This is a genomic window from Actinomycetota bacterium (genome assembly GCA_030776725.1).
GTDB lineage: Bacteria > Actinomycetota > Nitriliruptoria > Nitriliruptorales > JAHWKO01 > JAHWKW01.
Map to the genome: position 1 here is coordinate 15,656 of JALYHG010000047.1, position 24,079 is coordinate 39,734.

General features: G+C 71.0%; 27 protein-coding genes and 1 other RNA gene. 9 read left to right on the forward strand and 19 right to left on the reverse strand.

Translation table 11 applies throughout. The features are described 5' to 3' along the window. The first annotated feature begins 28 nt into the window (after positions 1 to 28). From M3N57_01885 to M3N57_01910, 6 genes are all read left to right on the forward strand, one after another. Entirely contained in the window at positions 29 to 1,594 is a 1,566-nt protein-coding gene (locus M3N57_01885; protein MDP9021452.1) for a PQQ-dependent sugar dehydrogenase, read from the forward strand. 25 nt (positions 1,595 to 1,619) lie between these two features. Beyond that, the gene (locus M3N57_01890) at positions 1,620 to 2,333 is read left to right on the forward strand and encodes a methyltransferase domain-containing protein (protein MDP9021453.1); all 714 of its coding nucleotides are present in this window, start codon (positions 1,620 to 1,622) and stop codon (positions 2,331 to 2,333) included. Continuing rightward, a complete protein-coding gene (locus M3N57_01895) occupies positions 2,321 to 3,511 on the forward strand; it encodes an acyl-CoA/acyl-ACP dehydrogenase (protein ID MDP9021454.1) in 1,191 nt (396 codons plus the stop codon). Before M3N57_01890 ends, M3N57_01895 begins: the two co-directional genes overlap by 13 nt. A 93-nt stretch (positions 3,512 to 3,604) precedes the next feature. Beyond that, positions 3,605 to 3,802 carry a hypothetical protein gene (locus M3N57_01900; GenBank protein ID MDP9021455.1) on the forward strand — a complete coding sequence of 66 codons (198 nt, stop codon included), beginning with the start codon at positions 3,605 to 3,607 and terminating at the stop codon, positions 3,800 to 3,802. Positions 3,803 to 3,862: 60 nt separating this feature from the next. Next, a complete protein-coding gene (locus M3N57_01905; GenBank protein ID MDP9021456.1) occupies positions 3,863 to 4,072 on the forward strand; it encodes an OsmC family protein in 210 nt (69 codons plus the stop codon). Between the two features lie 31 nt (positions 4,073 to 4,103). Continuing rightward, positions 4,104 to 5,537, forward strand: a complete 1,434-nt coding sequence (locus tag M3N57_01910; GenBank protein ID MDP9021457.1) for an FAD-dependent oxidoreductase — start codon at positions 4,104 to 4,106, stop codon at positions 5,535 to 5,537. A 30-nt stretch (positions 5,538 to 5,567) separates the two neighbouring features. Here the strand turns inward: M3N57_01910 and M3N57_01915 are convergent, their stop codons facing one another. The 8 genes from M3N57_01915 to selD form a co-directional block, all read right to left on the reverse strand. After that, complete coding sequence (locus M3N57_01915) at positions 5,568 to 5,882, reverse strand: hypothetical protein (protein ID MDP9021458.1); 315 nt, start codon at positions 5,880 to 5,882, stop codon at positions 5,568 to 5,570. A 108-nt stretch (positions 5,883 to 5,990) separates the two neighbouring features. Then, a complete protein-coding gene (gene rdgB / locus M3N57_01920) occupies positions 5,991 to 6,602 on the reverse strand; it encodes an RdgB/HAM1 family non-canonical purine NTP pyrophosphatase (GenBank protein MDP9021459.1) in 612 nt (203 codons plus the stop codon). Then, complete coding sequence (rph, locus tag M3N57_01925) at positions 6,592 to 7,305, reverse strand: ribonuclease PH (GenBank protein MDP9021460.1); 714 nt, start codon at positions 7,303 to 7,305, stop codon at positions 6,592 to 6,594. The genes rdgB and rph overlap by 11 nt, the downstream gene beginning before the upstream one ends. Further along, positions 7,298 to 8,056 carry an MBL fold metallo-hydrolase gene (locus tag M3N57_01930; protein MDP9021461.1) on the reverse strand — a complete coding sequence of 253 codons (759 nt, stop codon included), beginning with the start codon at positions 8,054 to 8,056 and terminating at the stop codon, positions 7,298 to 7,300. Before M3N57_01930 ends, rph begins: the two co-directional genes overlap by 8 nt. A gap of 142 nt (positions 8,057 to 8,198) precedes the next feature. Beyond that, entirely contained in the window at positions 8,199 to 9,137 is a 939-nt protein-coding gene (locus M3N57_01935; GenBank protein MDP9021462.1) for a cysteine synthase family protein, read from the reverse strand. A gap of 3 nt (positions 9,138 to 9,140) precedes the next feature. Beyond that, a complete protein-coding gene (locus M3N57_01940) occupies positions 9,141 to 9,413 on the reverse strand; it encodes a MoaD/ThiS family protein (GenBank protein MDP9021463.1) in 273 nt (90 codons plus the stop codon). A 123-nt stretch (positions 9,414 to 9,536) separates the two neighbouring features. Further along, positions 9,537 to 9,947 carry a M67 family metallopeptidase gene (locus M3N57_01945; protein ID MDP9021464.1) on the reverse strand — a complete coding sequence of 137 codons (411 nt, stop codon included), beginning with the start codon at positions 9,945 to 9,947 and terminating at the stop codon, positions 9,537 to 9,539. After that, positions 9,944 to 10,993 (reverse strand): selenide, water dikinase SelD, encoded by a 1,050-nt coding sequence (selD, locus tag M3N57_01950; protein ID MDP9021465.1) that lies wholly within the window; start codon positions 10,991 to 10,993, stop codon positions 9,944 to 9,946. Before selD ends, M3N57_01945 begins: the two co-directional genes overlap by 4 nt. Before the next feature lie 95 nt (positions 10,994 to 11,088). Here selD and M3N57_01955 point away from each other — a divergent pair, with 95 nt between their 5' ends. Then, a complete protein-coding gene (locus M3N57_01955; GenBank protein ID MDP9021466.1) occupies positions 11,089 to 11,787 on the forward strand; it encodes a uracil-DNA glycosylase in 699 nt (232 codons plus the stop codon). A 257-nt stretch (positions 11,788 to 12,044) separates the two neighbouring features. Here M3N57_01955 and M3N57_01960 read toward each other — a convergent pair whose 3' ends face one another. Then, a complete protein-coding gene (locus tag M3N57_01960) occupies positions 12,045 to 12,458 on the reverse strand; it encodes a helix-turn-helix domain-containing protein (GenBank protein MDP9021467.1) in 414 nt (137 codons plus the stop codon). Positions 12,459 to 12,871: 413 nt separating this feature from the next. On the opposite strand from M3N57_01960, the gene M3N57_01965 reads away from it, so the two are divergent. Further along, on the forward strand, positions 12,872 to 13,396 hold the full coding sequence (locus M3N57_01965) for a DinB family protein (GenBank protein ID MDP9021468.1): 525 nt from the start codon (positions 12,872 to 12,874) through the stop codon (positions 13,394 to 13,396). Between the two features lie 21 nt (positions 13,397 to 13,417). Here M3N57_01965 and M3N57_01970 read toward each other — a convergent pair whose 3' ends face one another. From M3N57_01970 to prfB, 8 genes are all read right to left on the reverse strand, one after another. Continuing rightward, the gene (locus M3N57_01970) at positions 13,418 to 14,587 is read right to left on the reverse strand and encodes a sigma-70 family RNA polymerase sigma factor (GenBank protein MDP9021469.1); all 1,170 of its coding nucleotides are present in this window, start codon (positions 14,585 to 14,587) and stop codon (positions 13,418 to 13,420) included. A 115-nt stretch (positions 14,588 to 14,702) separates the two neighbouring features. Beyond that, complete coding sequence (locus M3N57_01975; GenBank protein ID MDP9021470.1) at positions 14,703 to 15,497, reverse strand: carbon-nitrogen family hydrolase; 795 nt, start codon at positions 15,495 to 15,497, stop codon at positions 14,703 to 14,705. A 469-nt stretch (positions 15,498 to 15,966) separates the two neighbouring features. Then, positions 15,967 to 16,324, reverse strand: a transfer-messenger RNA (tmRNA) gene (gene ssrA, locus M3N57_01980). Positions 16,325 to 16,472: 148 nt separating this feature from the next. Beyond that, on the reverse strand, positions 16,473 to 16,961 hold the full coding sequence (smpB, locus tag M3N57_01985; protein MDP9021471.1) for an SsrA-binding protein SmpB: 489 nt from the start codon (positions 16,959 to 16,961) through the stop codon (positions 16,473 to 16,475). Positions 16,962 to 16,996: 35 nt separating this feature from the next. Continuing rightward, entirely contained in the window at positions 16,997 to 18,229 is a 1,233-nt protein-coding gene (locus M3N57_01990; protein ID MDP9021472.1) for a peptidoglycan DD-metalloendopeptidase family protein, read from the reverse strand. Between the two features lie 209 nt (positions 18,230 to 18,438). Continuing rightward, positions 18,439 to 19,332 carry a permease-like cell division protein FtsX gene (gene ftsX, locus M3N57_01995; protein MDP9021473.1) on the reverse strand — a complete coding sequence of 298 codons (894 nt, stop codon included), beginning with the start codon at positions 19,330 to 19,332 and terminating at the stop codon, positions 18,439 to 18,441. 28 nt (positions 19,333 to 19,360) lie between these two features. Further along, positions 19,361 to 20,047, reverse strand: a complete 687-nt coding sequence (gene ftsE, locus M3N57_02000) for a cell division ATP-binding protein FtsE (GenBank protein ID MDP9021474.1) — start codon at positions 20,045 to 20,047, stop codon at positions 19,361 to 19,363. Between the two features lie 120 nt (positions 20,048 to 20,167). Beyond that, positions 20,168 to 21,299 (reverse strand): peptide chain release factor 2 gene (gene prfB, locus M3N57_02005; protein MDP9021475.1). Its coding sequence is split into 2 segments (ribosomal slippage): positions 20,168 to 21,229 and positions 21,231 to 21,299, totalling 1,131 coding nucleotides; the frame shifts between segments, so codons are not numbered across the junction. 332 nt (positions 21,300 to 21,631) lie between these two features. Between prfB and M3N57_02010 the strand changes: the two genes are divergently transcribed. Beyond that, a complete protein-coding gene (locus M3N57_02010) occupies positions 21,632 to 22,414 on the forward strand; it encodes an alpha/beta hydrolase (GenBank protein ID MDP9021476.1) in 783 nt (260 codons plus the stop codon). On the opposite strand, the gene M3N57_02015 is transcribed toward M3N57_02010, so the two are convergent. Together M3N57_02015 and M3N57_02020 are read right to left on the reverse strand one after the other, a co-directional pair. Then, on the reverse strand, positions 22,411 to 23,439 hold the full coding sequence (locus M3N57_02015; protein ID MDP9021477.1) for a dienelactone hydrolase family protein: 1,029 nt from the start codon (positions 23,437 to 23,439) through the stop codon (positions 22,411 to 22,413). The genes M3N57_02010 and M3N57_02015 overlap by 4 nt on opposite strands. A gap of 22 nt (positions 23,440 to 23,461) precedes the next feature. After that, positions 23,462 to 24,079, reverse strand: a 618-nt coding sequence (locus tag M3N57_02020; GenBank protein MDP9021478.1) for a DUF11 domain-containing protein, incomplete at its 5' end; no start/stop codon positions are given.

A 24,079-nucleotide genomic window follows, 5' to 3' on the forward strand; every position in this document is an offset into this window, starting at 1 on the left:
CCGACATGACCTCCCGGGAGGACACGTGATGGAACGGTTGAGGAAGATCGTCCGCGCACCGATGGTCGACAGCGTCCTCGGCTACCTGTACGCGCCGCTCGAGCCCCTCGTCAAGCGCATCGCGCTCCCCCGCCCGGGGCTGCGCTTCCACGACCCCGCCCACATCTTCCTCCCCGACGGCTACGTCGCCGAGGTCGTCACCACCGGCCTCAACGCCCCGGTGCACTGCACGTTCGATGACGACGGGTTGTGCTACGTCAGCGAGTGCGGGCACAAGATCGAGTCCAAGCCGCGGATCGTGAAGGTCGACGTGCGCTCGGGCGAGCAGGAGACCTTCTTCGAGCTCCCCGACGAGCGCTGGGAGAAGACGGGCGCCTTCACCGGTGCGTGCTGGCACGACGGGCAGCTGTACTTCGTCAACACGAACTCGCTGTCGCGGCTCCGGCCCGACGGAACCATCGAGGACCTCGTCACCGGGCTGCCGTGGGGCGACCACATGACGAACTACCCGGTCGTCGGACCGGACGGCAAGATCTACTTCGGGCAGGGCTCGGTCACGAACACCGGGGTGGTGGGTGCCGACAACTACTCCTACGAGTGGCTGCGCTACCACCGCGACCTGCACGACGTGCCAGCAGCCGACGTCACCCTGGCCGGGCGGAACTACGAGTTCCAGAACGTGCTGGGTGACCTGCGCGAGACGGTGCGGTCCGGCGCCTTCGTGCCCTTCGGGACCGAGACCGCCGCGGGACAGGTCGTCGAAGGCGACGTGAAGTGCTCCGGCGCGGTGCTGCGCTGCAACCCGGACGGCAGCGACCTGGAGGTCGTCGCCTGGGGGCTGCGCAACCCGTACGGCCTAGCGTTCCACCCCGACGGGCGACTGTTCGCCACCGAGCACGGGATCGACGAGCGCAGCGCCCGCTACGTCGTGGCCGACTACGACGATTTCTACGAGATCGACCCCGGCGCCTGGTACGGCTGGCCGGATTTCGCCTCCGGGATCCGGTTGGACGACCCGCGCTGGGAAGGCCGGGGGCGCGAACCGGTCCTGGCCGAGCACCCCGACCCGGATCCGCCGAAGCCGTTCGTGACGTTCGACCCGCACGCCGCCTCCAACGGCGTCGATTTCTGCCGGGATGCGGCGTTCGGCTTCGAAGGCGACGCGTTCGTGGCGCTGTTCGGTGACGTCTTCCCCGTCACGACCAGGGCCAAGACCCCGGTGGGCTTCAAGGTCGTGCGTGTCGACGTGCGCAACCGGCGTGTCATCGACTTCGCGGTCAACCGCTTCGCCGGGCCCGCGTCACGTCTCCTGCACCGGGGGCTCGAGCGGCCGTCGCACTGCCAGTTCGGTCCCGACGGGGCCCTGTACGTCGTCGACTGGGGCGAGATCCACATCGCCCCGGAGGTCGGCGGCATCCGCATGGTCGAGCGGACCGGGACGCTGTGGCGTATCCGCCGCACCGGCGGCCCCGCGGGGCAGGCCCCACGCGCCCCGGTGGTCGTCCCGGCCAACGCGATCCGCGGTCTGCTCATCGGCGCAGCCGCCGGGCTGGTCGCCATCCTGCTCAGACGGCGCCGAGCCTCCGACGACTGAGGGCGCGCCCGGGCAGGAGGCGGCGATGACGGGACGACGACGGCGCCCGAGGTGGGACAGGAACGACCTGCGCCAGTACGACGACCTGGCCGGGGAGTGGTGGCGACCCGGAGGCGCGTTCGCGGCGTTGCACTGGCTCGCCGCAGCCCGCGCGGAACTGATCCCGCCCGCCCCGCGACCAGGAGCGGTCCTCGTCGATGCCGCGTGCGGTGGAGGCCTGCTCCGCCCGTACGTCCAGGGCTACCGCTACATCGGCGTCGACGTCGTGGCATCCGCGGTCGCGGTCGCATCCCGTCATGGCGCCACAGCGCTCCAGGGCGACATCACAGCGCTGCCGTTGCGCAGCGGCTGCGCTGACGTTGTCGTGGCCGGGGAGGTCTTCGAGCACGTGGCGCACCTGGAGACCGCCGTGGCCGAGATCGCCCGGGTGCTGCGCCACGGCGGGACGCTCGTCTTCGACACGATCAACGACACACGGTCGGCGCGTCTCTCGCTCCTCACGGTCGGGGAGCGCCTACCCGGTGGGCCGCCGCCGCGCATCCACGACCCCGACCTGTTCGTATCCCCGGAACGGATCGGGGCGTTGTGCAGCCGCCACGGCATCCGGATCGAGATCCGTGGCCTGCGGCCGTCGCTCGTCGACTACCTGCGCTTCCTCGCCCGCCGGGATCGACCTGTCCGGATGTTGCCGTCCTCCTCGGTCGCGGGGCTCTACCAGGGACGAGGATGCAGACGGTGAACGACGACGCACGCGAACGAGCGACCGAACTGGCAACCAGGTTCGCGGCTCGTGCGCATCAGCACGACGACGCCGCCGCGTTCCCGTCCGCCGACATCGACGACCTGCGCGACGCCGGTCTGCTCGGCCTGATGGTGCCGGAGAGACTGGGGGGCCTGGGAGCGGGGTTCGCCGAGTACGTCGACGTTGCCGTGGTCCTGGCCGGTGGGAGCCCCGCGACGGCGCTGGTGTTCAACATGCACGCGTCCGTCACCGGGGCGCTGGCCGGGATCCCCGACGAGCACGCCCGCGCTCTCGGCGTCCCCGAGTGGGCCCTGCACGCCCGGGACGCGATGCTGCAGGCCGCCGCCGACGGCGCTATGTACGGCGTGGCGATCAGCGAACCGCAGGTCGGCTCACGTCTGTCGGCGTTGACGACGGCGTACGAGCGTGAGGGGGACGGCTACCGGCTGCGGGGCACCAAGTCGGCCTGCTCGGGCGCGGGCCACCTCGACGCCTACCTCGTCGCGGCCCGGGCTGCCCGCGACCCCCACGAGGGGACGATCTCCTACTTCCTGGTCCCCGACGGTGACGGCATCGAGGCGGGCACGGGCTGGGATCCGCTCGGGATGCGAGCGACCGCGAGCAACGCGCTGGACCTCGACGTCCACGTCGCCTCGGATCGGCTCGTCGGCGGGCTGGAGGGTCTGGTTCTGCCGCTCGCGTGGTCGATGCCCCAGTGGCTCGTCGCCTCGTACGCGGCGGTCTACGTCGGGGTCGCGGAGGCGGCGGTGCGAAGCGGCGCCGACTACCTGCGACGGCGACTGAGCGCAGGTCGCAACGTCACGTCGTCCGTGCGCCGCCGGTTGGGCCGTGCCGACGCCGACGTCCGGGCCGCCCGCCTCGTCCTTCAGCACGCGGCCCGGCTCGTCGACGAGGCCCCGGGCGAGCCCGATACCAACCGGTGGCTGTACCGCACCAAGCTGCTCGCCGGGGACGTCGCGATGAGCACGGTCGCGTCGGTGGCCGAGGCCTGCGGCCTGGGAGCCCTGTCGCGCGGCGCACCCCTCGAGCGGCTGTTCCGCGACGCCCGGTTCGGCGCGATCATGCCTCCGGCCAGCGACGCCTGCGCCGACTACCTCGGAGCGACGGCCCTGGGCCTCGACCCTGTCGAAGCCATGGAGGAGACGCCGTGGTGAACGGCCGGTCCTTGCAGGCCGGGCCCGCGTCGGTGCGACGTACTAGCGTCGGTGCTGGCGACACCAGGCCAGCCAGAGCGAAGGAGGACGCAGGTGGGCGACGTGGTCTACACCTCACGTGTCGACATCCGCCGCGAGCGCGGACCGCAGCGCACCGCCGAGCTCCCAGTTGGGGCGACCCTCAAGTTCGGCGTCCACGACGAGATCGCCGAGCACTACGGGCTGTCTCCGGATGAGTTCCCAGCCAGGGACACGACGCTGGATCACGTGGTCGCCGCCGCCGGTGGGTGACTGACAGGGACCCTCGGCGGTGCGCTCGAGGCTCGCGGAATCGACGCCAGCGGTGGTCGTCTGACGGCCGAGGCGGTCGGGGAGGTCGAAGCCGAGGACGTGCTGATCCTCAAGCGGATCCACGTCACCTACCGCCTCGAGGTTCCCCCGGACGCCGACCGGGACACCATCGAACGGGTGCACGAGCTGCACCAGGAGCGTTGCCCGGTGGCCCGCAGCATCCACCCTCAGATCCAGGTCACCACGTCGCTCGACGTCATCGAAGCCTGACCGCCCTCGGCGGCGTAGCTAGCCTCCCGCCATGCCGCTGCCCCACTCCTCGCCCGGGCTCGTCCGCACGGTCCGCCGGCGCCCCCGCGACGTCGCCGTGCTCGGCGCCGGCCCAGCCGGGATCGCAGCGGCGTACCGGCTCGCTCGCCAACAACACCATCCGGTCGTGCTCGAGCGTGCGGACCGGGTCGGCGGCGCAGCCGCGAGCTTCGACGTGGCCGGTGTGAGGGTCGACCACGGCAGCCACCGGCTGCACCCCGCCACCGACGCGGCGATCCTGTCGGTGCTGCGCCGGCTCCTCGGCCCCGACCTGCAGCGCCGGCCGCGACGCGGCCGCATCCACCTGCTCGGCCGCTGGGTCGCGTTCCCCTTGCAGCCGGTCGACCTGATCCGTCACCTACCCGCCGGGGTCGCGCTCGGCGCGGCGCGTGACGCGGTCGCCGGCCCCACCCGCCGACCCGCAGCGGACACGTTCGCGGACGTGCTGTGGGCACGGCTCGGACCGACGATCTGCGAGCACTTCTACTTCCCGTACGCACGCAAGATCTGGGGCCGCGACCCGCATCAGCTATCGGGAGAGCAGGCCCGTCGACGGGTCAGTGCCGACTCCCCGACCAAGCTGCTGCGACGGATCGTCGGCCTCGACGGTCGCGGTCGCGACCACTTCTGGTACCCGCGGCGTGGCTTCGGGCAGCTGTGGGAGACGCTCGCGGCCGCCGCCGTGGACGCCGGCGCCCAGCTGCACCTGGGGTGCGAGGTCCGAGGTGTCCGCCTCGACGCGGACGGGGTCGAGGTCGACGTCGCCGGCCGGTCGCCGATCCGCGCTGCGCATGCCTGGTCGACGCTGCCGGTGACGTCCCTCGTGCGCATGATCGAGCCGCCGCCGCCAGCCGACGTGCTCGACGCAGCCGCGGCGCTACGCACGCGGGCGATGGTGCTGGTCTACCTGGTGCTGCACACCGATCGGTACACGTCCTACGACGCGCACTACCTGCCCGGCCTGCACACCCCCGTGACGCGCGTGTCCGAGCCGAAGAACTACCGCGACGCGGCCAGCGACCCGGGCGGACGCACCGTGCTGTGCGCGGAGATCCCGTGCGACCGCGGCGACGCCATCTGGTCGGCCAGCGACGACGAGCTGGTGGGGACGGTCCGTGACGCGCTGGTCGGCGCGGAACTGACCGACCCTCGCCCCGTCGACGTCGCGGTCCGGCGACTGCCCGCCGCGTACCCGATCTACGACCTCGGCTGGGACGACGCGTTCGCGACCGTCGACGGTTGGCTCGCGAGTCTCCCGCGGGTGCTCACGTTCGGCCGCCAGGGGCTGTTCGTCCACGACAACTCCCATCACGCCCTCGCCATGGCGTGGGCGGCGGCGGAGGCGTTCCGCCCCGATGCGACGTTCGACGAGCAGCGGTGGGCCGGCGCCCGCCGACGCTTCGAGGACCACGTCGTCGAGGACTGACCGGGGCTCGGCCCCGACCGGCTGCGCCGACTACCCCCAGGTCTCGAAGACGACCTCGTTCCAGGTGTACTCCGGGCCGCGGTCGGGAGCTTCCGGGGCGCTGGACATCGCGTACTCGAGGAGGTTCAGGGTCCGGTTGCGCAGCGACCCGATCTTGGGGCGCATCCTGGGTGCCGGAGGACGGTGGCGGGGCAGGCCGTCACGCATGATCACCGCCCGTGCCACCTCGAGCGCGAGGCGGTCGCCGTCGGCCGCGGCGAGGAGTGCCTCGCGGGCGTCGTCCATCCCGACTCCGGACGTGGCCAGGTCGACCGCCTTGCGCATCACCACATCGCTGCTGCTCATGCACTCCCGCCCTCCACCGGCTATCAGCACATGCAAGCGCCAACCGACGTGTTCGATGAAGTGCCCGTCCGGCCGGTGAGCCCTGACCGCGAGGACACCGAGAGTTCGTCACCGACCGGCCAGCAGCCCCTGGACGTCGGCGCGGATGGCGCGGAAAGCCGCACCGCGGTGGCTGCGGGCATCCTTCACCTGGGGGGGCAGCTCCCCGTTGGTGCGGCTCTCGCCAGCGGCGACGAACAGCGGGTCGTACCCGAACCCGCCGTCGCCCCGCGGAGCGTGGACGATGCGCCCCTCCATCACCCCCCGCCGGGTCCAGATCTGCCCGTCGGGGGTCGCCAACGCAGCCACGCAGACGAACCGGGCGGTGCGGTCCTCGTCGGGGACCCCAGCGAGCTCCTGGAGGAGGCGGGCGTTGTTGGCGGTGTCGTCGCCGTGCTCACCGGCGTACCGTGCCGAGCGCACCCCAGGCGCACCCCCGAGCGCATCGACCTGCAGGCCCGAGTCGTCGGCCACGGCCAGCAGGCCGGTCGTCTCGGCGGCGTGACGGGCTTTCAGCGCCGCGTTGTCCTCGAACGTCGCCCCGGTCTCGTCCGGGGCGTGCACACCGACCTCGTCCATCGCGACCAGCTCGATCGGGAGGTCGGCGAGGATGCGGTGCAGCTCGGCGAGCTTGCCGCGGTTGGTGGTCGCCACGACCAACCGGCGGCGATCAGCCGCCACCGTCGACCCCCTCCAGGGCGGCACGCTGCAAGGCGAACAGCTCCTCGCACCCGGCGACCGCCAGGTCCAACAGCGTGTCGAGCGCCCCGCGGTCGAACGGCTCACCCTCGGCGGTGCCCTGCACCTCCACCAAGCGACCGTCAGTCGTGGCCACCACGTTCATGTCCACGTCGGCGCGGACGTCCTCGACGTACGGCAGGTCCAGCACCGCCCGCCCGTCGACGATGCCGACCGACACGGCAGCGACCTGCCCGGTGACGGTCGCCTCGAACCCCAACCGCTCGCACGCCCGTGCCAGCGCGACCCAACCACCCGTGATCGCCGCGGTGCGGGTCCCACCGTCGGCGGTCAGCACGTCACAGTCGACGGTGAGCGTGACGTCCGGGAGCGCGTCGAGGTCGATCACGGCGCGCAGCGACCGGCCGATCAGACGTTGGATCTCGTGTGTGCGGCCGCCGACGTTGCGCTGCCGGGCCGCCCGTGGGGCCGTCGCACCCGGCAGCATGCTGTACTCGGCGGTCACCCAGCCGCGCCGCTCGCGCCAGCGGGGCGCCCGCTCCTCCACCGACGCGGCGCACAGCAGCTGCGTCGCGCCGAACGCCACCATGCACGACGCGGCCGGCGCGGTCTGCACGTCGAGCTGGAAGCGGACCGGGCGCAGCTGGTCGGGGCGCCGCCCGTCGGGGCGGTCGGCGTCAGTCACCGCCGACCTCGTACACGTCGAGGTCCTCGGCCACGTGCACCGGTCCCGAGTAGGCCTGCTGTGCCTCCTCCCGGGCTTGCTCGCGGGAGTTGGCCGGCCACAGGTGAACCAGCGCCAGCCGGCGTGCCAACGCCGCGGCACCCAACGCCCCAGCTCCCCGGGCGGTCAGGTGGAGGTCCTGCGGGTAGTCGGCGGGGTCGCCCAGCCAGCTGGCCTCGCACAGGAACAGGTCGGCGTCACGGGCCGCATCCACCACGCCGGGGCCTCCTCCGCTGTCGGCCGAGTACGCCACGACGCCGTCGTGGTGCTCGACGCGGACCGCCACGGTGGGGACCGCGTGGGGGCTGTCGTGGAAGGTGAGCTCGAGGTCGCCGATCTGCAGCGTCCCGCCGGGGGCGGCATCGTGGAAGCGCAGGATCCGACCGAACGTGTCCCCATCGTCGACGAGCTGCGCCAGGAACTCCCGCGTGCCGGGCGGGGCGTGCACGTCGAGCCGGCGGTCACCGGCCGGGTCGAACTTCAACGCGTAGTACAGCCCGATCATGTCGACGCAGTGGTCGGGATGACGGTGGCTGAGCACCACCGCGTCGACGTCGGCCAGGTCCGTGACGCGGAACAGGTTGCTGGTCGACCCGTTCCCGCAGTCCAACACCACCTGCGTGCGCTCGCTCCTGACCAGGTACCCCGAGCAGGCACGCCCCGGCCCGGGGTGGGTGCCTGAGCAACCCAGGACCACGACCTCGAGCGTCATCGTGGCCCTCCTGCCCCGCCGCTGCCCCCGATCAGGACCGCTGCGATGATCAGCGCCGCGACCGTCAGCGCCAGCGCCAACGCCCGCAGAAGCTCGGGACGCCTCACGTGGACTCCTCCGGCGCGGTGTGTCGAGGATCTGCTCACGCCCAGAGCGTGGTCGACAGGCGCTCGGCGATGGCGGTGACGTCGCCGGGAGCATAGGCGCCGGTCGAGAGGTACTTCCAACCCCCGTCGGGCGAGAGCACCACGACCTTGGTGCCCTCAGGCAGGCGCCGGCAAGCACGGATGGCGACCGCCAGGGCAGCGCCGGTGGACACCCCAGCGAACAACCCCTCACGGACGACCAGCTCCCGGGTCGCGGTGAGCGCCTTCAAGGAGTCGACCTTGATGCGGCTGTCCAGGACGGTCTCGTCGAGCACCTCGGGGACGTAGCCCTCGTCGAGGTTGCGCAGTCCGTACACCAGGTCGCCGTACTCGGGTTCGGCCGCGACGACCTTCACCTCCGGGTTCCACTCCTTCAGTCGCCGGCCGGCACCCGTCACCGTCCCGCCGGTGCCCAGCCCGGCCACGAACGCCCCCAAGTCGGGCAGGTCGGCGATGAGCTCCGGGGCGGTGGTCTCGTAGTGAGACAGGGGGTTGGCGGGGTTGCCGTACTGGAACGGCATGTAAACGTCGGGGTCGGCCGCAGCGAGTTCCTGGGCCCGCAGGACCGCACCGTTGCTGCCCTCTGCGGCCGGGGAGTAGATCAGGTCCACGCCGAACATGGTCAGCAGGTCCTTGCGTTCCTGCGAGGTGTTCTCGGGCATCACGCAGGTCAGCGGGTAGCCCTTGGGCCGGCACAAGGCCGCCAGCGCGATGCCGGTGTTCCCCGACGTGGGTTCCAGGATCCGTTGGCCGGGCGCCAGCACGCCGTCTGCCTCGGCCTGCTCGATCAGGTACTTGGCGACGCGGTCCTTGACCGACCCGGTGGGGTTGTGTCCCTCGAGCTTGAGGTACAGCGGGTACCCGGGCGGTGACAGCGCCTCAAGGCGCACGAGCGGTGTGTTCCCGACCGCCTGCGAGACGTCGTCGTAGAGCACCGCTCAGGTGCCGCCGGCGACCGCAGGCATGATCGCGACCTCCTCGTCATCCGCGACGGGCGTGTCGAGACCGTCCATGTACCGGATGTCCTCGTCGCCGACGTAGACGTTGACGAACCGGCGGATGTCCCCGTCGCCGAGCAACTGCTCACCCAACGGCGGGTACTTGATCACGAGGTCGTCGAGGACCTCCCGGACGGTGCTGCCGGTGGCTTCGATCTTGGCGACGCCGTCGGTGTGCTTGCGCAGCACGCTGGGGATGCGCACGACGGGCATGGGCGCACGTCCTTCTTCCCGGTGTGCGGTCTGGTGGCGGATCGGGAACGAGGGTACCCGCGACCGCTCGAACGGCTCCGACGCCCGAGTGCGGAACCGGGAGAACCGCCAGGCCGACGGCGGTCAGTCGCCGACGAGGTCGATGTCGACCTCGGTGATCTCGCCGTCGACGATGTGGAACGCACGCATCTCGGGGCGGTCGCGGTCCTGGAGGCTGACGATGAGGTAGATCGCCTCGCTGTAGGCAGCCAGCTCCACGTCGGTGCGAGACGGGTACGCCCGGGTGTGGGTGTGGGAGTGGTAGATCACCAGTCCCCAGCCGTTGTCCTCGATCTCGCGCATCGCGCGGAGGAGTTCTCGGCCGTCCATCACGTAGTACGTCATCGAGCGTTCGGCGTTGGTGACCGGGAAGTGCTCGAGCTGGCCGTCGGGGCGGATCCCGAGCAGGCCACAGACCTCGTAGGGGAAGTCCGACCACGCCCGCTCGACCAGCGCGTCGACCGTGGCCGGGTCCAGGCGCAGCGTCTCTGTCACGCGATCCGGATGGTCCCGGCCACCCCGGCGGCCAGCGAGCCGATCATCGCTGCGGCGTGGCCGCTGTCGACCAGCCGCGCGACCGCCTCGGCCGCCGCCTGCGGCGGGCAGGCGAAGACCAGCCCACCGGAGGTCTGCGCGTCGGCGAGCATCGTCAGGGTCCGGTCGTCTGCGCCGGCGACGTGCGGGCTCAGGTGCTCGACGTTGCGGCGGGTTCCGCCTGCGACGTACCCGCCGTCGAGCAGGTCCCACGCACCGGGCAGCACCGGAACGGCCGCCGCATCGACCTGCGCCGCGACGTCGCTGGCCCGCGCCAGCTGGTGCAGGTGACCCAGCAACCCGAAGCCGGTGACGTCGGTGGCGGCGCTGGCCCCGGCGGCGTGCGCCGCAGCGGCTGCTTCACGGTTGAGCGTCGTCATGCTGGCCACCGCCGCGGCGTGAACGTCCGCGAGCGGTCCGTCGGCGGCGACCGCTCCCCGCTTGATGGCGGTGGACACCAGGCCCGTGCCGATGGCTTTGGTCAGCACCAGAACTTCCCCGGCCCGCCCTCCGCGGTTGGTGAGCAGGGCGTCCTCGGCCACATCACCGACGACAGCCTGCCCGTACAGCGGCTCGGGGCTGTCGATGGTGTGGCCACCGACCACCGCCCAGCCGCCCTCGAGGGCGACCTCGGCGCCGCCGGCGAGGACCTCGCCGAGGAGGTCCAACGGCAGCTTCTCGCGGGGCCAGCCGGCGATGTTGAGCGCGAACAGGGGCGTGGCTCCCATCGCGTACACGTCACTGGCGGCGTTCGCTGCGGCGATCCGGCCCCAGCTCCGCGCGTCGTCGACGATCGGGGTGAAGAAGTCGGTCGTGGCCACCAACGCACGCCCGTCCGGACGGCGCCACACGGCGGCGTCATCCAGGGTGTCGGCGCCGACGATCAGGTCGGCGGTCGACGGTGGGGTGAGGCGGCGCAGGACCTGCGCCAGGTCACTCGGACCGAGCTTGCACGCTCAGCCGGCGCCGTGGCTGTAGGCCGTGAGCCGCCCGTTGGCGGGGTCCATGGGCTGTACCGTACCGGCGGAGCGGCGGAGCGCCGTCTGCCTTGGCGTCGCCGTCGTCGAGCCGCGCTGGCCGCGACCGCGTACGTTGGCGCCCCGTGGGTTGGTCGTCCCTGGTCGAGCTGGAACGCGACGTGGTCACCTGCCGTCGGTGTCCACGGCTGGTCGCGTGGCGCGAGAGGGTCGCCCGCGAGAAACGCGCCGCGTTCGCCGACGAGGAGTACTGGGCGCGGCCGGTTCCCGGGTTCGGGGATCCCACCGCTCGGCTGCTGGTCGTTGGCCTGGCGCCGGCGGCGCATGGCGCCAACCGGACGGGGCGGATGTTCACCGGTGACCGCTCCGGCGACTGGCTGTTCGCAGCGCTGCACCGCGCCGGCTTCGCCAACCAGCCCACCTCACGGCACCGTCACGACGGGCTGGTCCTGACCGACTGCTACGTCTCAGCGCCGGTGCGGTGCGCCCCGCCCGCGAACCGTCCGTCGCCAGCGGAGCGCGACGACTGCGCTGCCTACCTCTCCGCCGAGGTCAGGTTCCTGCCGGTCCGAGCGGTGGTGGCGCTGGGCGCGTTCGGATGGGACGCGGTGCTGCGGATCCTCAACGCCCCGCCACGCCAGGATCCACCGGTGCGACCGAAGCCGCGGTTCGCGCACGGGGCGGAGATCGACCTGGCCGGCGTGACCCTGCTCGGCAGCTACCACGTCAGCCAGCAGAACACGTTCACGGGGCGGCTGACCGAGGAGATGCTCGATGCCGTGTTCGACCGGGCGAGGGAAATCTTGACGAACTCGGGGCGCTAGAGGCGGTTTCTCGGCAGTTCAACGATCGCGCCGGTGGTCCACGCGACGATCCATGCGCAGTCGACCAGTACGGCCACCTGCTCCCGGGCGACGACGAGTCCGCCCAGCTCATCCGCGAGACGCTCGACGCGCGCTTCCGCGGAACCGCCTGAGCCGCATCAGGCCGACGGTGACGGAGACCCCGGATGCAGGGAACGCCGCCCATGACACCAGGGTCCGTGGTGATGCGCTCGGACGTCACGGACGGACCTCCCCGTTCAAGCGCTGTGTTTGACCAGTTGCGCGACGCGCTGGTGCGAGATGCCGAGGAACCGGGCCGCGTCGCGGTAGGTCATGCCCTCGTCCTCGACGAGACGGACCGCGAGCGAACGCTGGCGGTCGAGGACCGACGCCTGCTGCGCCTCCAGCTCGTCACGCTGCCGACGAAGCAGCGTGACTTCGCGGGCCAGCGACTTCGGGAGGTCGACGTCGAGCTCGACCTGCACGTCGTCCGCGTCGGTGTGCAACCACAGCGCGAGCGCGTCACGCGCCAGGTCCTCGAGCTCGGCCAGCGACCGCGCGAAGGTGTGGACGCGGTCGTCCTCCGCCCACTCGGCGAGCCAGACCCGTGGATCGTCGTCGTCGCGGGTGACGCGGAAGCGGTGGACCGCGGTGGCGGTGTCAGCGCTCATGGCATCCACTCCTGATCTCCCAGGCACGGCCGCAGGTGACGCGCGATGCTCCGCAGGGTCCCACGCGGGATGTCACGGCCGTGGATCGGGACGACGGTCTGGCAGTCGGCACACCGGACGATGAGGTGAGCGCCGCTCTGGCGGACCTCGACGCACCCGGATCGCGGAGCAGTCGGCGGAGTTCACGGACGGTCATGGTTCCATACGTCTACGCCGTTGACAACCGCCCGTCTATCGCCATTTACAGACCTTGTGGAGAACGGCGTCCCGGTTCGTGGCCCTCCCCTGGCGTCCACCGTCGCCGTCCCGTTGGCTGACGACTTGGCTGACTGGCGCAGCGGCGAGACGCAGGATCCGACCGCCACGCCCCGCTCACGGCCGATCCACGTCGATCCGCCGATACGTTGGACCCCATGGAGACCAGCGCGATCCTGACGGACGCCTTCGAGCGCATCCGTGAGGGTGTGCGGCGGGTCACCGACGGGCTCGACGCCAACGATCTTGCCTACCGCCCCGACGCCGACGCCAACTCGATCGCCTGGCTGATCTGGCACTCCACCCGGATCCAAGACGATCACGTCTCGGACATCGCCGGGCGCGACCAGCTCTGGATCGCCGACGGCTGGGCGGATCGCTTCGACCTGCCCTTCGATCCGACTGACACGGGGTACGGTCACAGCTCCCAGCAAGTCGGTGCCGTCCGCCCGGACGGACCGGACCTGCTCGTCGCCTACCACGAGGCCGTGGCGCAGCGCACGCTCGAGTACCTCAACACGATCGACGCTGCAGAGCTCGACCGGATCATCGACCGACGGTGGGACCCGCCAGTGTCGGTCGGAGTGCGTCTGGTCAGCGTGATCAACGATCAGATGCAGCACGTCGGCCAGGCTGCCTACGTCCGCGGGATGCGGGAACGGCTGACGTCTTCGAGCGGCTGACGTTGACCCGATCGCAGTCGGTCAGTTCGGGCCGATGTCGGTGCCCTCGAGTAGTCCCCTCAGCCGGAACGCGCGAGCGGGGTGGCGCAGCTTGGTGAGCGTCTTCTTCTCGATCTGCCGGATCCGCTCACGGGTGAGACCGAACTGCTCACCGATCTCCTCGAGGGTGTGTTCCTCGCCGTCCATCATCCCGAAGCGCCACATCAGGACGGCGCGTTCGCGCGCGTCGAGGGCCGACAGCGCCGCCGCGACCTCCGCCTGGGTGAAGACCGACGTCGCCGACTTCGACGGGTCGATCGCTTCCTCGTCGGCGACGAGCTCGCCCAAGGTCGCGTCGCCGTCCTCACCAACCGGTGTGTCGAGGGACGTGACGTCCTGGGCGGCCTGACGGATCTCACGGAGTCGCTCCACGCTCATGTCCAGCTCGGCCGCCACCTCGTCCTCGTGTGGCTCACGGCCCAGCTGCTGCAGCAGATCCAGCTCCACGAAGCGGATCTTGCCGAGCGTCTCGAACACGTGGGCAGGCAGCCGCACGGTGCGGGCTTTGTCCGCCAACCCGCGCTGCAGCGCCTGTCGGATCCACCACGTGGCGTAGGTGGAGAACTTGTAGCCCTTGGTGTGGTCGAACTTCTCGACCGCGCGGATCAGCCCGAGGTTGCCCTCCTGGATCAGGCCGAGGAGGTCCAGCCCACGGCCCCGGTACTTACGAGCGTTCGATACGACCAGCCGCAGGTTGGCGCGGATCATGTGGTCCTTGGCGTTCGCGCCGTCACGCATGATCGACAGCAGCATCGCCTTGCGCCGCGGGACGAGCTTCATCCCGCCCCTCACGATGCGGGTGGCGTGCAGGCCCGCCTGGTACCGCTTGGCGAGGTTGACCTCGTCCTCGGCGGTCAGCAGGTCAGTGCGGCCGATCTCGTTGAGGTACTGGCGGATCGGATCCGACGAGGCGCTCATCGGCTGGGCTTCGGGCCGTTCGGCTCCGATCTCCGATTCCGACAGGTCGTCGACGACCTGTAGGCCCCGGTCCCGGACGCTCTGGGCCATCTCGTCCACCCAGGACTCCGGCTGCGTCAGCGGATCGTGCAGCTCGTGCAGCTCTGACAGCAGGACGTAGCCCCGGCCTGCGGCCCGCTCGAGGAGTTCCGCGAGTGCAGCGACCTCGATGATGGTGGAGTCGACGGCTTCCATCCTGGCTCCTCAGGAGGCGCGGACGACCGCGACGGTCACCCGCGTCTGGGATGTTCTCTCGGCTGGTGCGCTGGCCAACGTGCGTTCCCCCGTGAAGGTTCCGTCGTGGCGTCCTTCAGGTCAACCAGGCAGCGTCGGCGCCGGCAGGCCCCTGCCGCTCCTGCAGCAGGGGGAAGCGCTCACGCGCCTCCTGGACGCTGGCCGCATCGACACGGGCCATGACCAACGTCTCACCACCGCTCGCAGCTGCCAGCACCTCACCCCACGGGCCGACGACCAGGGTATCGCCTACGTAGGAAAGGTCGTTGCCGTCGCGGCCGACGCGGTTGACGCCCAGCACGTACGCCTGGTTCTCGATGGCGCGTGCCCGCAGCAGCGTCGTCCAGTGTGTGCGGCGGACCTCCGGCCAGTTGGCCGGAACGAGGTACAGGTCGGTCGTGAGGGCCGTGTCCCAGAAGCCCTCTCCGAAGCGCAGGTCGTAGCAGACGAACAGGGTGGTGCGGAACCCACCGACCTCGACCGTGACCGGGCCATCGCCGGCGGCGTAGTGCTGATCCTCGCCGCTGGCCGTGAACGTGTGCATCTTGCGGTAGCGGTGCAGGCGCCCGTCGGGCGCGGACAGCACGAACGTGTTGAAGGGACGGTCCGCCCCGGCGGGGCGCTCGGGGACCGACCCTCCGACCCACATCCCGTGGATCATGGCCTGTTCGCGCAGGAAGCTGGCGCTGGGCCCGTCGACGGGTTCGGCGATGCGATCGGTGGCCATGGAGAAGCCCGTGGAGAACAGCTCCGGCAGGACCAGCAGGCGGACCCCCGCCGCGGCCGCGCGGCCGATCTCCGGCCTCAACCGCTCGAAGTTCGCCGCGCGGTCCTCCCAGACCGTGTCGCACTGCAGGCCACCGATCAACATCAGCGTGCCTTGTGCCGCTGCTTCCACTCCCGCACGACCTGCACCGCCTCCGGCGAGTCGACGTCGGCCACCGACCGTGGCTCATCGTCTGAGTACGGGGCAGCTGCCTCGCGCCAGCCGGGCGGGGCGACCCTCAACCGCTTCCCGAGCACCGCGAGTGGTCTCGACCGCTCACACCGTAGCCGGGACGCAGGCACAGGTCACGGGCCTCGCCGCCGCGACAGACGGGCGCGGGCAGACCGGCGCTGGGCTGGCGCCGAGGATCCGCGGTCGCAGGCGAACGGCTCACGATCCCAACAGCCCGCGACACGCGGTCGCGGGCTGGACGCTCACCGATGGTGGGACAGAGCGGCCCTTGAAGCGATGACGCGTGGACAACGCCGCGTTGAGGGCCCTTGCGGCCTTCATGCAGGCGGTGCCCTGCCCGGTCAGGCCCTTGGTGGCCGTCGCGGGTGCGTCTGTCGGGGTCTGGTGGAGCTGCCGGGAGTCGAACCCGGGTCCCGCAATCCCGACGCTGAGGCTCTACGAGCGTAGGTTCCGGATCAGGTTTCGGGATCCGGTGCTCCGGAGCCAGGCAGCTCTCGGATCCCTAGCCACCTGCGATTTCCCGACTGGCCCGGTGGCCAGGTCAGCCGGTGGAGCCCTGTTTCTGATGCCGGGATCTCCCTACAGGGCGTCGGGAGTCCGACAGGCGCGCCTTGTTAGGCCGCCAGTGCCAGTGTTGGTTTGGCAGTTGTTGGTTCCGACGCGGATTAACGAGGCAGCGTCGGCTCCTCGGCTCGCTCCCCGGGCGCCGGCTAAGACTACGGTCGAAGCCACTCAGCCCCAGGTGTCTTGCGTTGTGGGCCGCTCTGAAGTTGTCAACGATCGGCGCAACGGCCACATCGGCCGGCACGTACCAAGCGTAACGCCACATGTCCCGGCGGTGTTCCCCGGCACATCCCGTTCGGTCAGCCGAACGTCCGGCCGCGACACCTACCGCCGGCCACGCTGCTTCAGGGCGCGCTCGACCTCCCGTTGGGCGTCGCGGCGCGCCAGATCGCGCCGCTTGTCGTGCTTGTCCTTGCCGCCTCCGACGGCGAACGCCAGCTTGGCGTACCCGTCGCGGAAGTACAGCTCGGTCGGAACCAGGGCGCTGCCCGTCTTGTGGAACTCCCCGGCCAACCGGTCCAGCTCCCGGCGTTTGAGCAGCAGCTTCCGCGGCCGGGTGGGGTCGTGGTTGCGTCGGTGGCCGTACTGGTACTCCGGGATGTGTGCCTGCATCAGCCAGGCTTCGCCCGACTCGTCGATCTTGACCCACGCTTGGGCCAGGGACGCCTTGCCCTGCCGTAGGGACTTGACCTCGGTGCCCTCGAGGACCAGGCCGGCTTCGTACCGGTCGCCGAGGTCGTAGTCGTAGCGAGCCCGGCGGTTGACGGCGACCGTGCGGTCGCCGTGGCTGCCGTTGCTGCTGGACCCTGACACGACGCGAGGCTACCGGCGGGCCCCTGCCGCGCCCGTCAGTACCAGCGCATCGGGTCCTGGGGCTCACCGCCCACGCGGACCTCGTAGTGCAGGTGCGGCCCGGTCGAGAACCCGGTGGAGCCGATCTCGCCGACCTTCTGGCCTCTGTCGACCATCTGGCCCGGGGAGACCGCCAGCCGCGACTGGTGGGCGTACAGGGTGGCCAGCCCGCCCCCGTGATCGATCACGACGGTGAGGCCGTACCCGCCGCGGTACCCGGCCCCCACCACCAGCCCGTCCGCCGCCGCGACGATGGGTTGGCCGATGGGGCCGGCGATGTCGACGCCCGCGTGGAAGCGCTGGGTCCCGAAGATCGGGTGGGTACGCCATCCGTACCCCGAACCCGGACGCCCGTCGGTGGGCCAGGCCAGCGTTCCCGCACCCGGCGCCGCCCCAGCGCGCCACTGCGAGCGGCGCAGCTCCGCCGCCAGCCGGTCGGATTCGGCCTGCAGTGTGCTGACGAGCTGCTCGTGGCTCTCTCTGCTCGCCTCCAGCTCGGACAGCGTCCTGGCGCGCTCAGCCCGATCAGCGGCGACGCGCTCGGTCAGCGCGCGTTGTTCCTGGGTCAGCCGCCTGACCTCCGCCTCCGCCTCCGCAGCGGTCTGGCGCTGCTCCACCGCGTCCTGCCGCAGGCTGTGCACCTCAGCGCGTTGCTGGCGGACCTCCTGCGTCAGCGCCGACACCTCGTCGATCAGCGCCTCCTCGAAGTCGAGCGCCGAACGCACGTAGTGGTAGCTGGTGAGGAAGTCGCTGAAGTCGCGCGACTGGACGAAGGCGTCGGCGTAGGAGACCGTGCCGTACTTGTAGGTCGCAGCGACGCGGCGGCCGAACCGACGCTCACGCTCCTGCAGCTCGGCGACCACACGCTCGAGCCGTTGTGTCTCGGACTCCAGGCGGACGGTGAGGTCCGCGGTGCGGGCGGCGGCCGCCAGGTGCGCGTCGCGGGCGGTGCCCAGCTGCGTGTGGAGGGCGGCGAGCTCGCGGGACGCCGCAGCCAGTTGCGTGTCGAGGACCTGCAGTTGCGCGGCCACGGAGCCGACCTGCTCCTCCACGCTCTCCAAGCTCGACCGTGCGCGGTCGAGCTCCTCACGTGTCTCACGCAGGCGCTCGGCCGGGGCGGACGACGGCTGGCCCACCGCGGCGGTCTGGGCCGTGACGATCAGGACGGCCGCGATCGTGAGGCGCCACACTCCGAACCGCGTCAGCCGACCGGCACGGCGCGTCGCCACACGAACCTCCTTCCCACGTCACCCTAGCCCCACGGCCACACACGAGCTCATGCGAGCCACACGGTAACACACGAATAACAGACTCCATCAGGATCCACAGGCGAGCTGCGAGCCCGGGTAGGTATCGACGGGCTGGGCGTGATCCTTGACGCCGTGGACGGTCGAACCCCAGCGCAGCCGGAAGACGCTGGAGCGCAGCGTTCGAGAACTCAGACGTCGAGGAAGCGCCGCAGCGCCACCATCGATGACATGCCCGCGATCACAACACCTGCAGCCAGCAGCACAGGACCGACTCGCATGGCCTCGTCGAACCCGATGAACGGCATGAACCTGACGGTGCTGCGCAGCGACGAAGTGATCGCGGGGACGGTCAGGAGGAGCACGACCCAGGCCAGGAGCGCCCCGACCAGGCCCGCGAACACGCCTTCGAGGACGAACGGCAGCCGGATGTACCAGTTCGACGCGCCGACCAGCTTCATGATCCCGGTCTGTTCGCGGCGGGCGAAAGCGGCCACGCGGATCGTGTTCACGATCAGCACGCACGCCGCACCGAGCTGGACCATCGCCACGACCAGAGCCCCCATACGGACCTTGTCGATGAACGCGAAGATGGGGTTGAGCGTCTCACGCTGGTCGACGACCTCTTCCACGCCCGGACGGGCCTTGAACTTCTCGTAGATGGCGCTGAACTGCTGGGGGTCGACCAGCTTCACCCGGAACGACGCCGGCAGGGCGTCCTGCGTGACCGACTCGACGAAGTCTGGCTGGTCCTTGAACATGCGCTTGAACGACTCGTAGGCCTCGGCCTTGGACTCGTAGAACACCTGGGCGACCAGCGGATCCTGCTCGAGATCCTTGCGCAGCTGCTCCTGCTGGTCGGGCGTGATCGGGTCGCAGTTACGACCGTCGCACAGGAAGACCGACAGCTCGATCTTGCCGTACCACTCGTCGGTGGCGACCTCGACCTGATCCTGGAACAGCATCGAGGACCCCAGCAACGTCAGCGAGACGAACACCGACAGGATCACCGCGATCGTCATGAGCAGGTTGCGTCCGAGGCCGTTGATGGCTTCCCGCAACAGGTAGGTCAGGCGTGGACTCACCGCGCGCGCTCCGTGACTGCGTCCGTGCTCATCCGCCGTAGCCGTACACGCCCCGCGACTGGTCGCGGACGACGATCCCACCCTCGAGCTCGACCACGCGGCGGCGCATGGAGTCGACGATCTGCTGATCGTGGGTTGCCATCACCACGTTGGCGCCGGTGCGGTTGATGCGGTCGAGCAGCTTCATGATCCCGACCGACGTGTGCGGGTCGAGGTTCCCAGTTGGTTCGTCGCAGAGCAGGATCCGGGGGGCGTTCACGAACGCTCGCGCGATCGAGACCCGCTGTTGCTGGCCACCGGACAGCTCGTGAGGCAACGCGTCGCTCTTCTCTGAAAGCCCGACCAGCTCGAGCACCTCAGGGACCCGCTTGTTGATGATCTGGCGCGGTTTGCCGATCACCTCCAGGGCGAACGAGACGTTCTCCGCAACGGTCTTGTTCGGAAGCAGCTTGAAGTCCTGGAACACGAAGCCGATCTCTCGGCGGAGCAGCGGGACCTTCCACCGCTTGAGCGTGTTCAGGTTCTTCCCGGCGACGTAGATGTCGCCTTCATCGGGAAGCTCTTCGCGGGTCAGCAGCCGCATCAGCGTGGATTTGCCTGACCCGGACGGGCCGACGACGAAGACGAACTCACCTTTACCGATCTCGAGCGTCACGTCCTTGAGGGCGACGATGCCGCCCTTGTACGACTTGGTGACGTTGCGCAGCGTGATCACAGGCCGACCGTCTGGAGAGGGGCACGACGCGGGGGGGCCGCGGCGGCGCAGGGTAGCACCGTCGGTTCACGTCGGCCGCAGAGGCAGCGGTCACCGACGAGCGGTCCGAATCCGCCGGAGTCACTGGCCAGCTGGTCGATGCGTTGCACGTTCTGCGGCCCGGCGCCGCAGCTCCGCTTCGATCAGCTCGTCGAGGGCCCCGTCGAGCACCGCGTTGATGTTCCCGGTCTCGTACCCGCTGCGCAGATCCTTGACCAGCTGGTAGGGGTGCAGGACGTAACTGCGGATCTGCGAGCCGAAGCCGACGTTCTGCGTCGCGCCGCGGAGCTCGTCGAGGGCGTCCTGGCGCTTCTGGCGCTCCAGCTCGGCGAGCCGGGCCTTGAGCACCCGCAGGGCGACCGCCTTGTTCTGGTGCTGCGACTTCTCGTTCTGGCAGGACACGACCAGGCCGGTGGGAACGTGGGTGAGGCGCACCGCCGAGTCGGTGGTGTTCACGCTCTGCCCGCCGGGCCCCGACGACCGGTACACGTCGACGCGGATGTCCTCCTCGGGGATGTCGACCTCGGCGTCGACCTCGGGGAACTCCGGGACCACGTCGACGAGCGCGAACGAGGTCTGACGCCGCGCGTTGGCGTCGAAAGGCGAGATCCGCACCAAGCGGTGCACGCCGTGCTCAGCCTTGAACAACCCGTACGCGTCGCGGCCACGCACGGTGAACGTCGTGGACTTCAGCCCGGCTTCCTCCCCGAACTGCTCATCGAGGACCTCGACGTCGAAGCCGCGCCCAACCGCCCAGCGCAGGTACATGCGCTGCAGCATCTGTGCCCAGTCCATCGCGTCGAGGCCGCCTTCGCCGGCGTGGACCGACACGATCGCGTCCGAGGCGTCGTGCTCACCGGACAGGAGAGTGGCGACCTCCAGACGGTCCAGCTCGGCGACCAACGCCTCCACGCCCTTGGCGACCTCGGCTGAGGCCCCCGCGTCGTCCTCCTCCTGCGCGAGTTCCTCGAGGACCTCTAGATCGTCGACGGTGGCGGTCAGGCGGTCGACCTGGGCGAGTTCATCCTCGAGGCGTGACAGCGCAGTGGTGACCTGGCGGGCCCTGTCGGGGTGGTCCCACAGGTCGGGGGCGACGGCCCGGTCCTGCAGCTCGCTGGCCCGCGCGCGCTTGCCCGGCAGGTCAAAGGTACTCCTTGACGTGCTCGAGGCGGCGCCGCAGCTCGGCGATCCGGTCTGCGTGTGACTCGGGCATGCTCGACTCCTGGTCTTGCGTGGGGTCGCCGCGGACGGCGGCGGGATCATCACCAGGGTACCGGGGGGAGAAGATGGAGCCGGAGACGCGGCAGAGATGATGCCCTCCCCTCAAAGAGCACCCGCTCGGCAGCCTCTCCGGCTCTTGGTCCTGGTTCGACGCGGGCCGTTCGGCCTCCTGCCCCTGCCTCGCCATGGTGCGCCAAGCGCACAACCTGTCATCGAGGGCGCGCGGAGAGGTCGGCCGTGGTTCCCCCCCCAGAAGCGGGCCGCTCACGCGGGGCTGCACGACCGCGGCGCCGCTCTGGCAGGATGGGTGGGGGAGGTCAGGCTGTGCCGTACATCGCCATCGAAGGGACCCGGCTGCACTACCGCAGCGCCGGGCAGGGGCCGCTGGCGTTGCTGATCCACGGCTTCCCGATGGACTCGACGTTGTGGCTCGATCAGCTGGAGGGACTGGCGTCGCTCCGCCGCTGCGTCGCCCCCGACCTGCGCGGCTTCGGCGCTTCCGACCCGACGTCGGCGACGGTGCTGACCATGGAGCGCCACGCCGACGACCTCGCTGCGCTCGTGGCCGAACTCGACGACGGCGACGGCCGTGCTGACGTGGTGGTGCTGAGCATGGGCGGCTACGTGACCTTCGCACTGTGCGAACGCCACCCGGAGGTGGTCCGGTCGTTGGCGCTGATCTCCACACGCACGGAGGCCGACGATGAACAGGGCCGTGCCCGCCGCGACGAGGCGATCGAGTCGGTGGTCGCCGAGGGGCGGGGCGCGTTCGCCGACGGGATGCTCGGGACCCTGCTGGCCGCGGACGCCGACGTCACACCCCGCGCACGGCTACGCACCATGATCGAGGGCACACGCGTGGAGACGATCGTCGCGGCCCAGCGTGGGATGCGTGAGCGTCCCGACCGTACCCACGTCGTGGAGCAGCTCAAGCAGCCGATCGTCGCCATCTCCGGGAGCGAGGACAGCCTCACTGGGCCGGACACGATGCGGCCGCTGGCGGAGCGGGTCGGCGCACGTCTGGAGGTCGTCGACGGGGCCGCGCACCTGCCTCCGATCGAGCGACCGCAGGCGGTGAACGACGTCCTCGCCGCCTTCTGGTCCTAAGCGCCAGTTGAGCGCACGCCGTCTGCGGCGTCGCCGGCGGCCAGGACCGTTGCCGCGAAGCGCCAGCTCTCGCGGAGATCGGCGATGGCTTGGCGCAGCTGCCGGAGCGTCGGGGCGAAGTCGACGTGGGTGAACAGCCGTACCTGGTGGGTGCGGGCGTCGGGGAACGCCTGCTGCAGGCGGGCTAGCTCAGCGGGCGGGATCGTCGGATCATCGACCGCGTGTGCCAAGATGATCGGTGCGTGGACGTGTCCGGCGACGCGCACCGGCGACAGCCGCTCGACCAGAGCGGGGAACGGGGCCGGCAGGCACGCGATCAAGTCCGCCACCGCGTCCGGGTCGTCGTTGTCCAGGAGGGCCCGGAGGGCAGCGTGGTGATCCGGGGACGCCCCGCCGAGGTAGGCGCTGATCGTTCCATCGAGGCGGGCCTTCAGGACGGCGGCGGCGCGCTCGTGGCCCGACCACGGGCGGGCGTGGCCGCCGACCGTGCTGACCCCGGTGGTGGCCGCCTGGATGAGTCCGGCGAGGTCGCCGTACGCGCCGAAGGTCGCCACCAGGTTCACGCGGTCGCGCAGACGGGGATCGGCTGCGGCCAGGAGCGCGAACGACCCGCCGAACGAGAAGCCGAGCAGCGTCACACCGCCTCGCACCGCCGGGTTGGCGTGGAGGGCCAGCACCGCCCGCACGAGTCGCTCGACGTCAGCGTCGGCGATGCGCTGGCGCGGCAACTCCATCGCGGGGACGAACACCACCCGGCCGGAGCGGGTCAGCGCGTCGGCCAAACGGACCACCCGCGGATCGTCGGGGCCCCGGGGAGTGACACCCGCGGCCAGGACGATCGCGGGGGCCGGAGCGCCGGGGGGGATCCACAGGTGACCGGTGACGTCGGGGGGCCCGGGAGCCAGCACGAGGTCGTGACGGGTCACCGCCGTCCCCACCGGCCGGCGCGGGCCGAGGGCCCGGATCAGGACCATCGCCGCGCGGATCCACGCGCCGACGCGAGGGCGGGGATGGTGACGGCTCATCCGCCCGCCGGTCTCGCGATCGTCAGGGCCGCAGCGCCGGCCAGCTCGAGATCTCGATCATCGCGACGCCGATGGTCAACAGGCACAGCGCGATCACCAGCGTCTCGCGGGGATTGTCACGGGCCCCGGTTGCGGGGAGCTGCCCGGCCGGCGGGGCGCCGGATGCCGTGATCGGGAGCGTCACTGCGGTGCTGGCCGGCTGGTCGGCGTCCGCGGTGGTGATCGTGGCGAGGTTGATGACGGCCGCGCCGGGCGCGGCTGAGGCGACCCGCAGCGCCTGCTGCACGACCACGACCTGGCCGGGGGCGAGGTCGCCCAGGGCGAGTCCATCCGCCAGGGGGTTGCCACCCTCGGCGACGTCGGCCACCGCCGCCCCGTCGCGGGACGTGCTGGCCGGGACGTACTCCAGACCTGTCGGCGTGGGGTCGGTCAGGACCACCTGCCGGGCGGTGGCCGCCCCCAGGTTGGCGACGGTGACCGTGAACGTGACCGTGTCGCCGGGCGCGGCAGCCGGGACGCTGGCGGTCTTGGCCAGGCTCAGCTGCGGCTCACCGCCGGGCACCGCCGCGACGGGGTGGGAGACCGTCCCGGTCACCGGAACGACGCCGGTCGCGGTCGCGGTGGCGACGTTGCGCAGCGT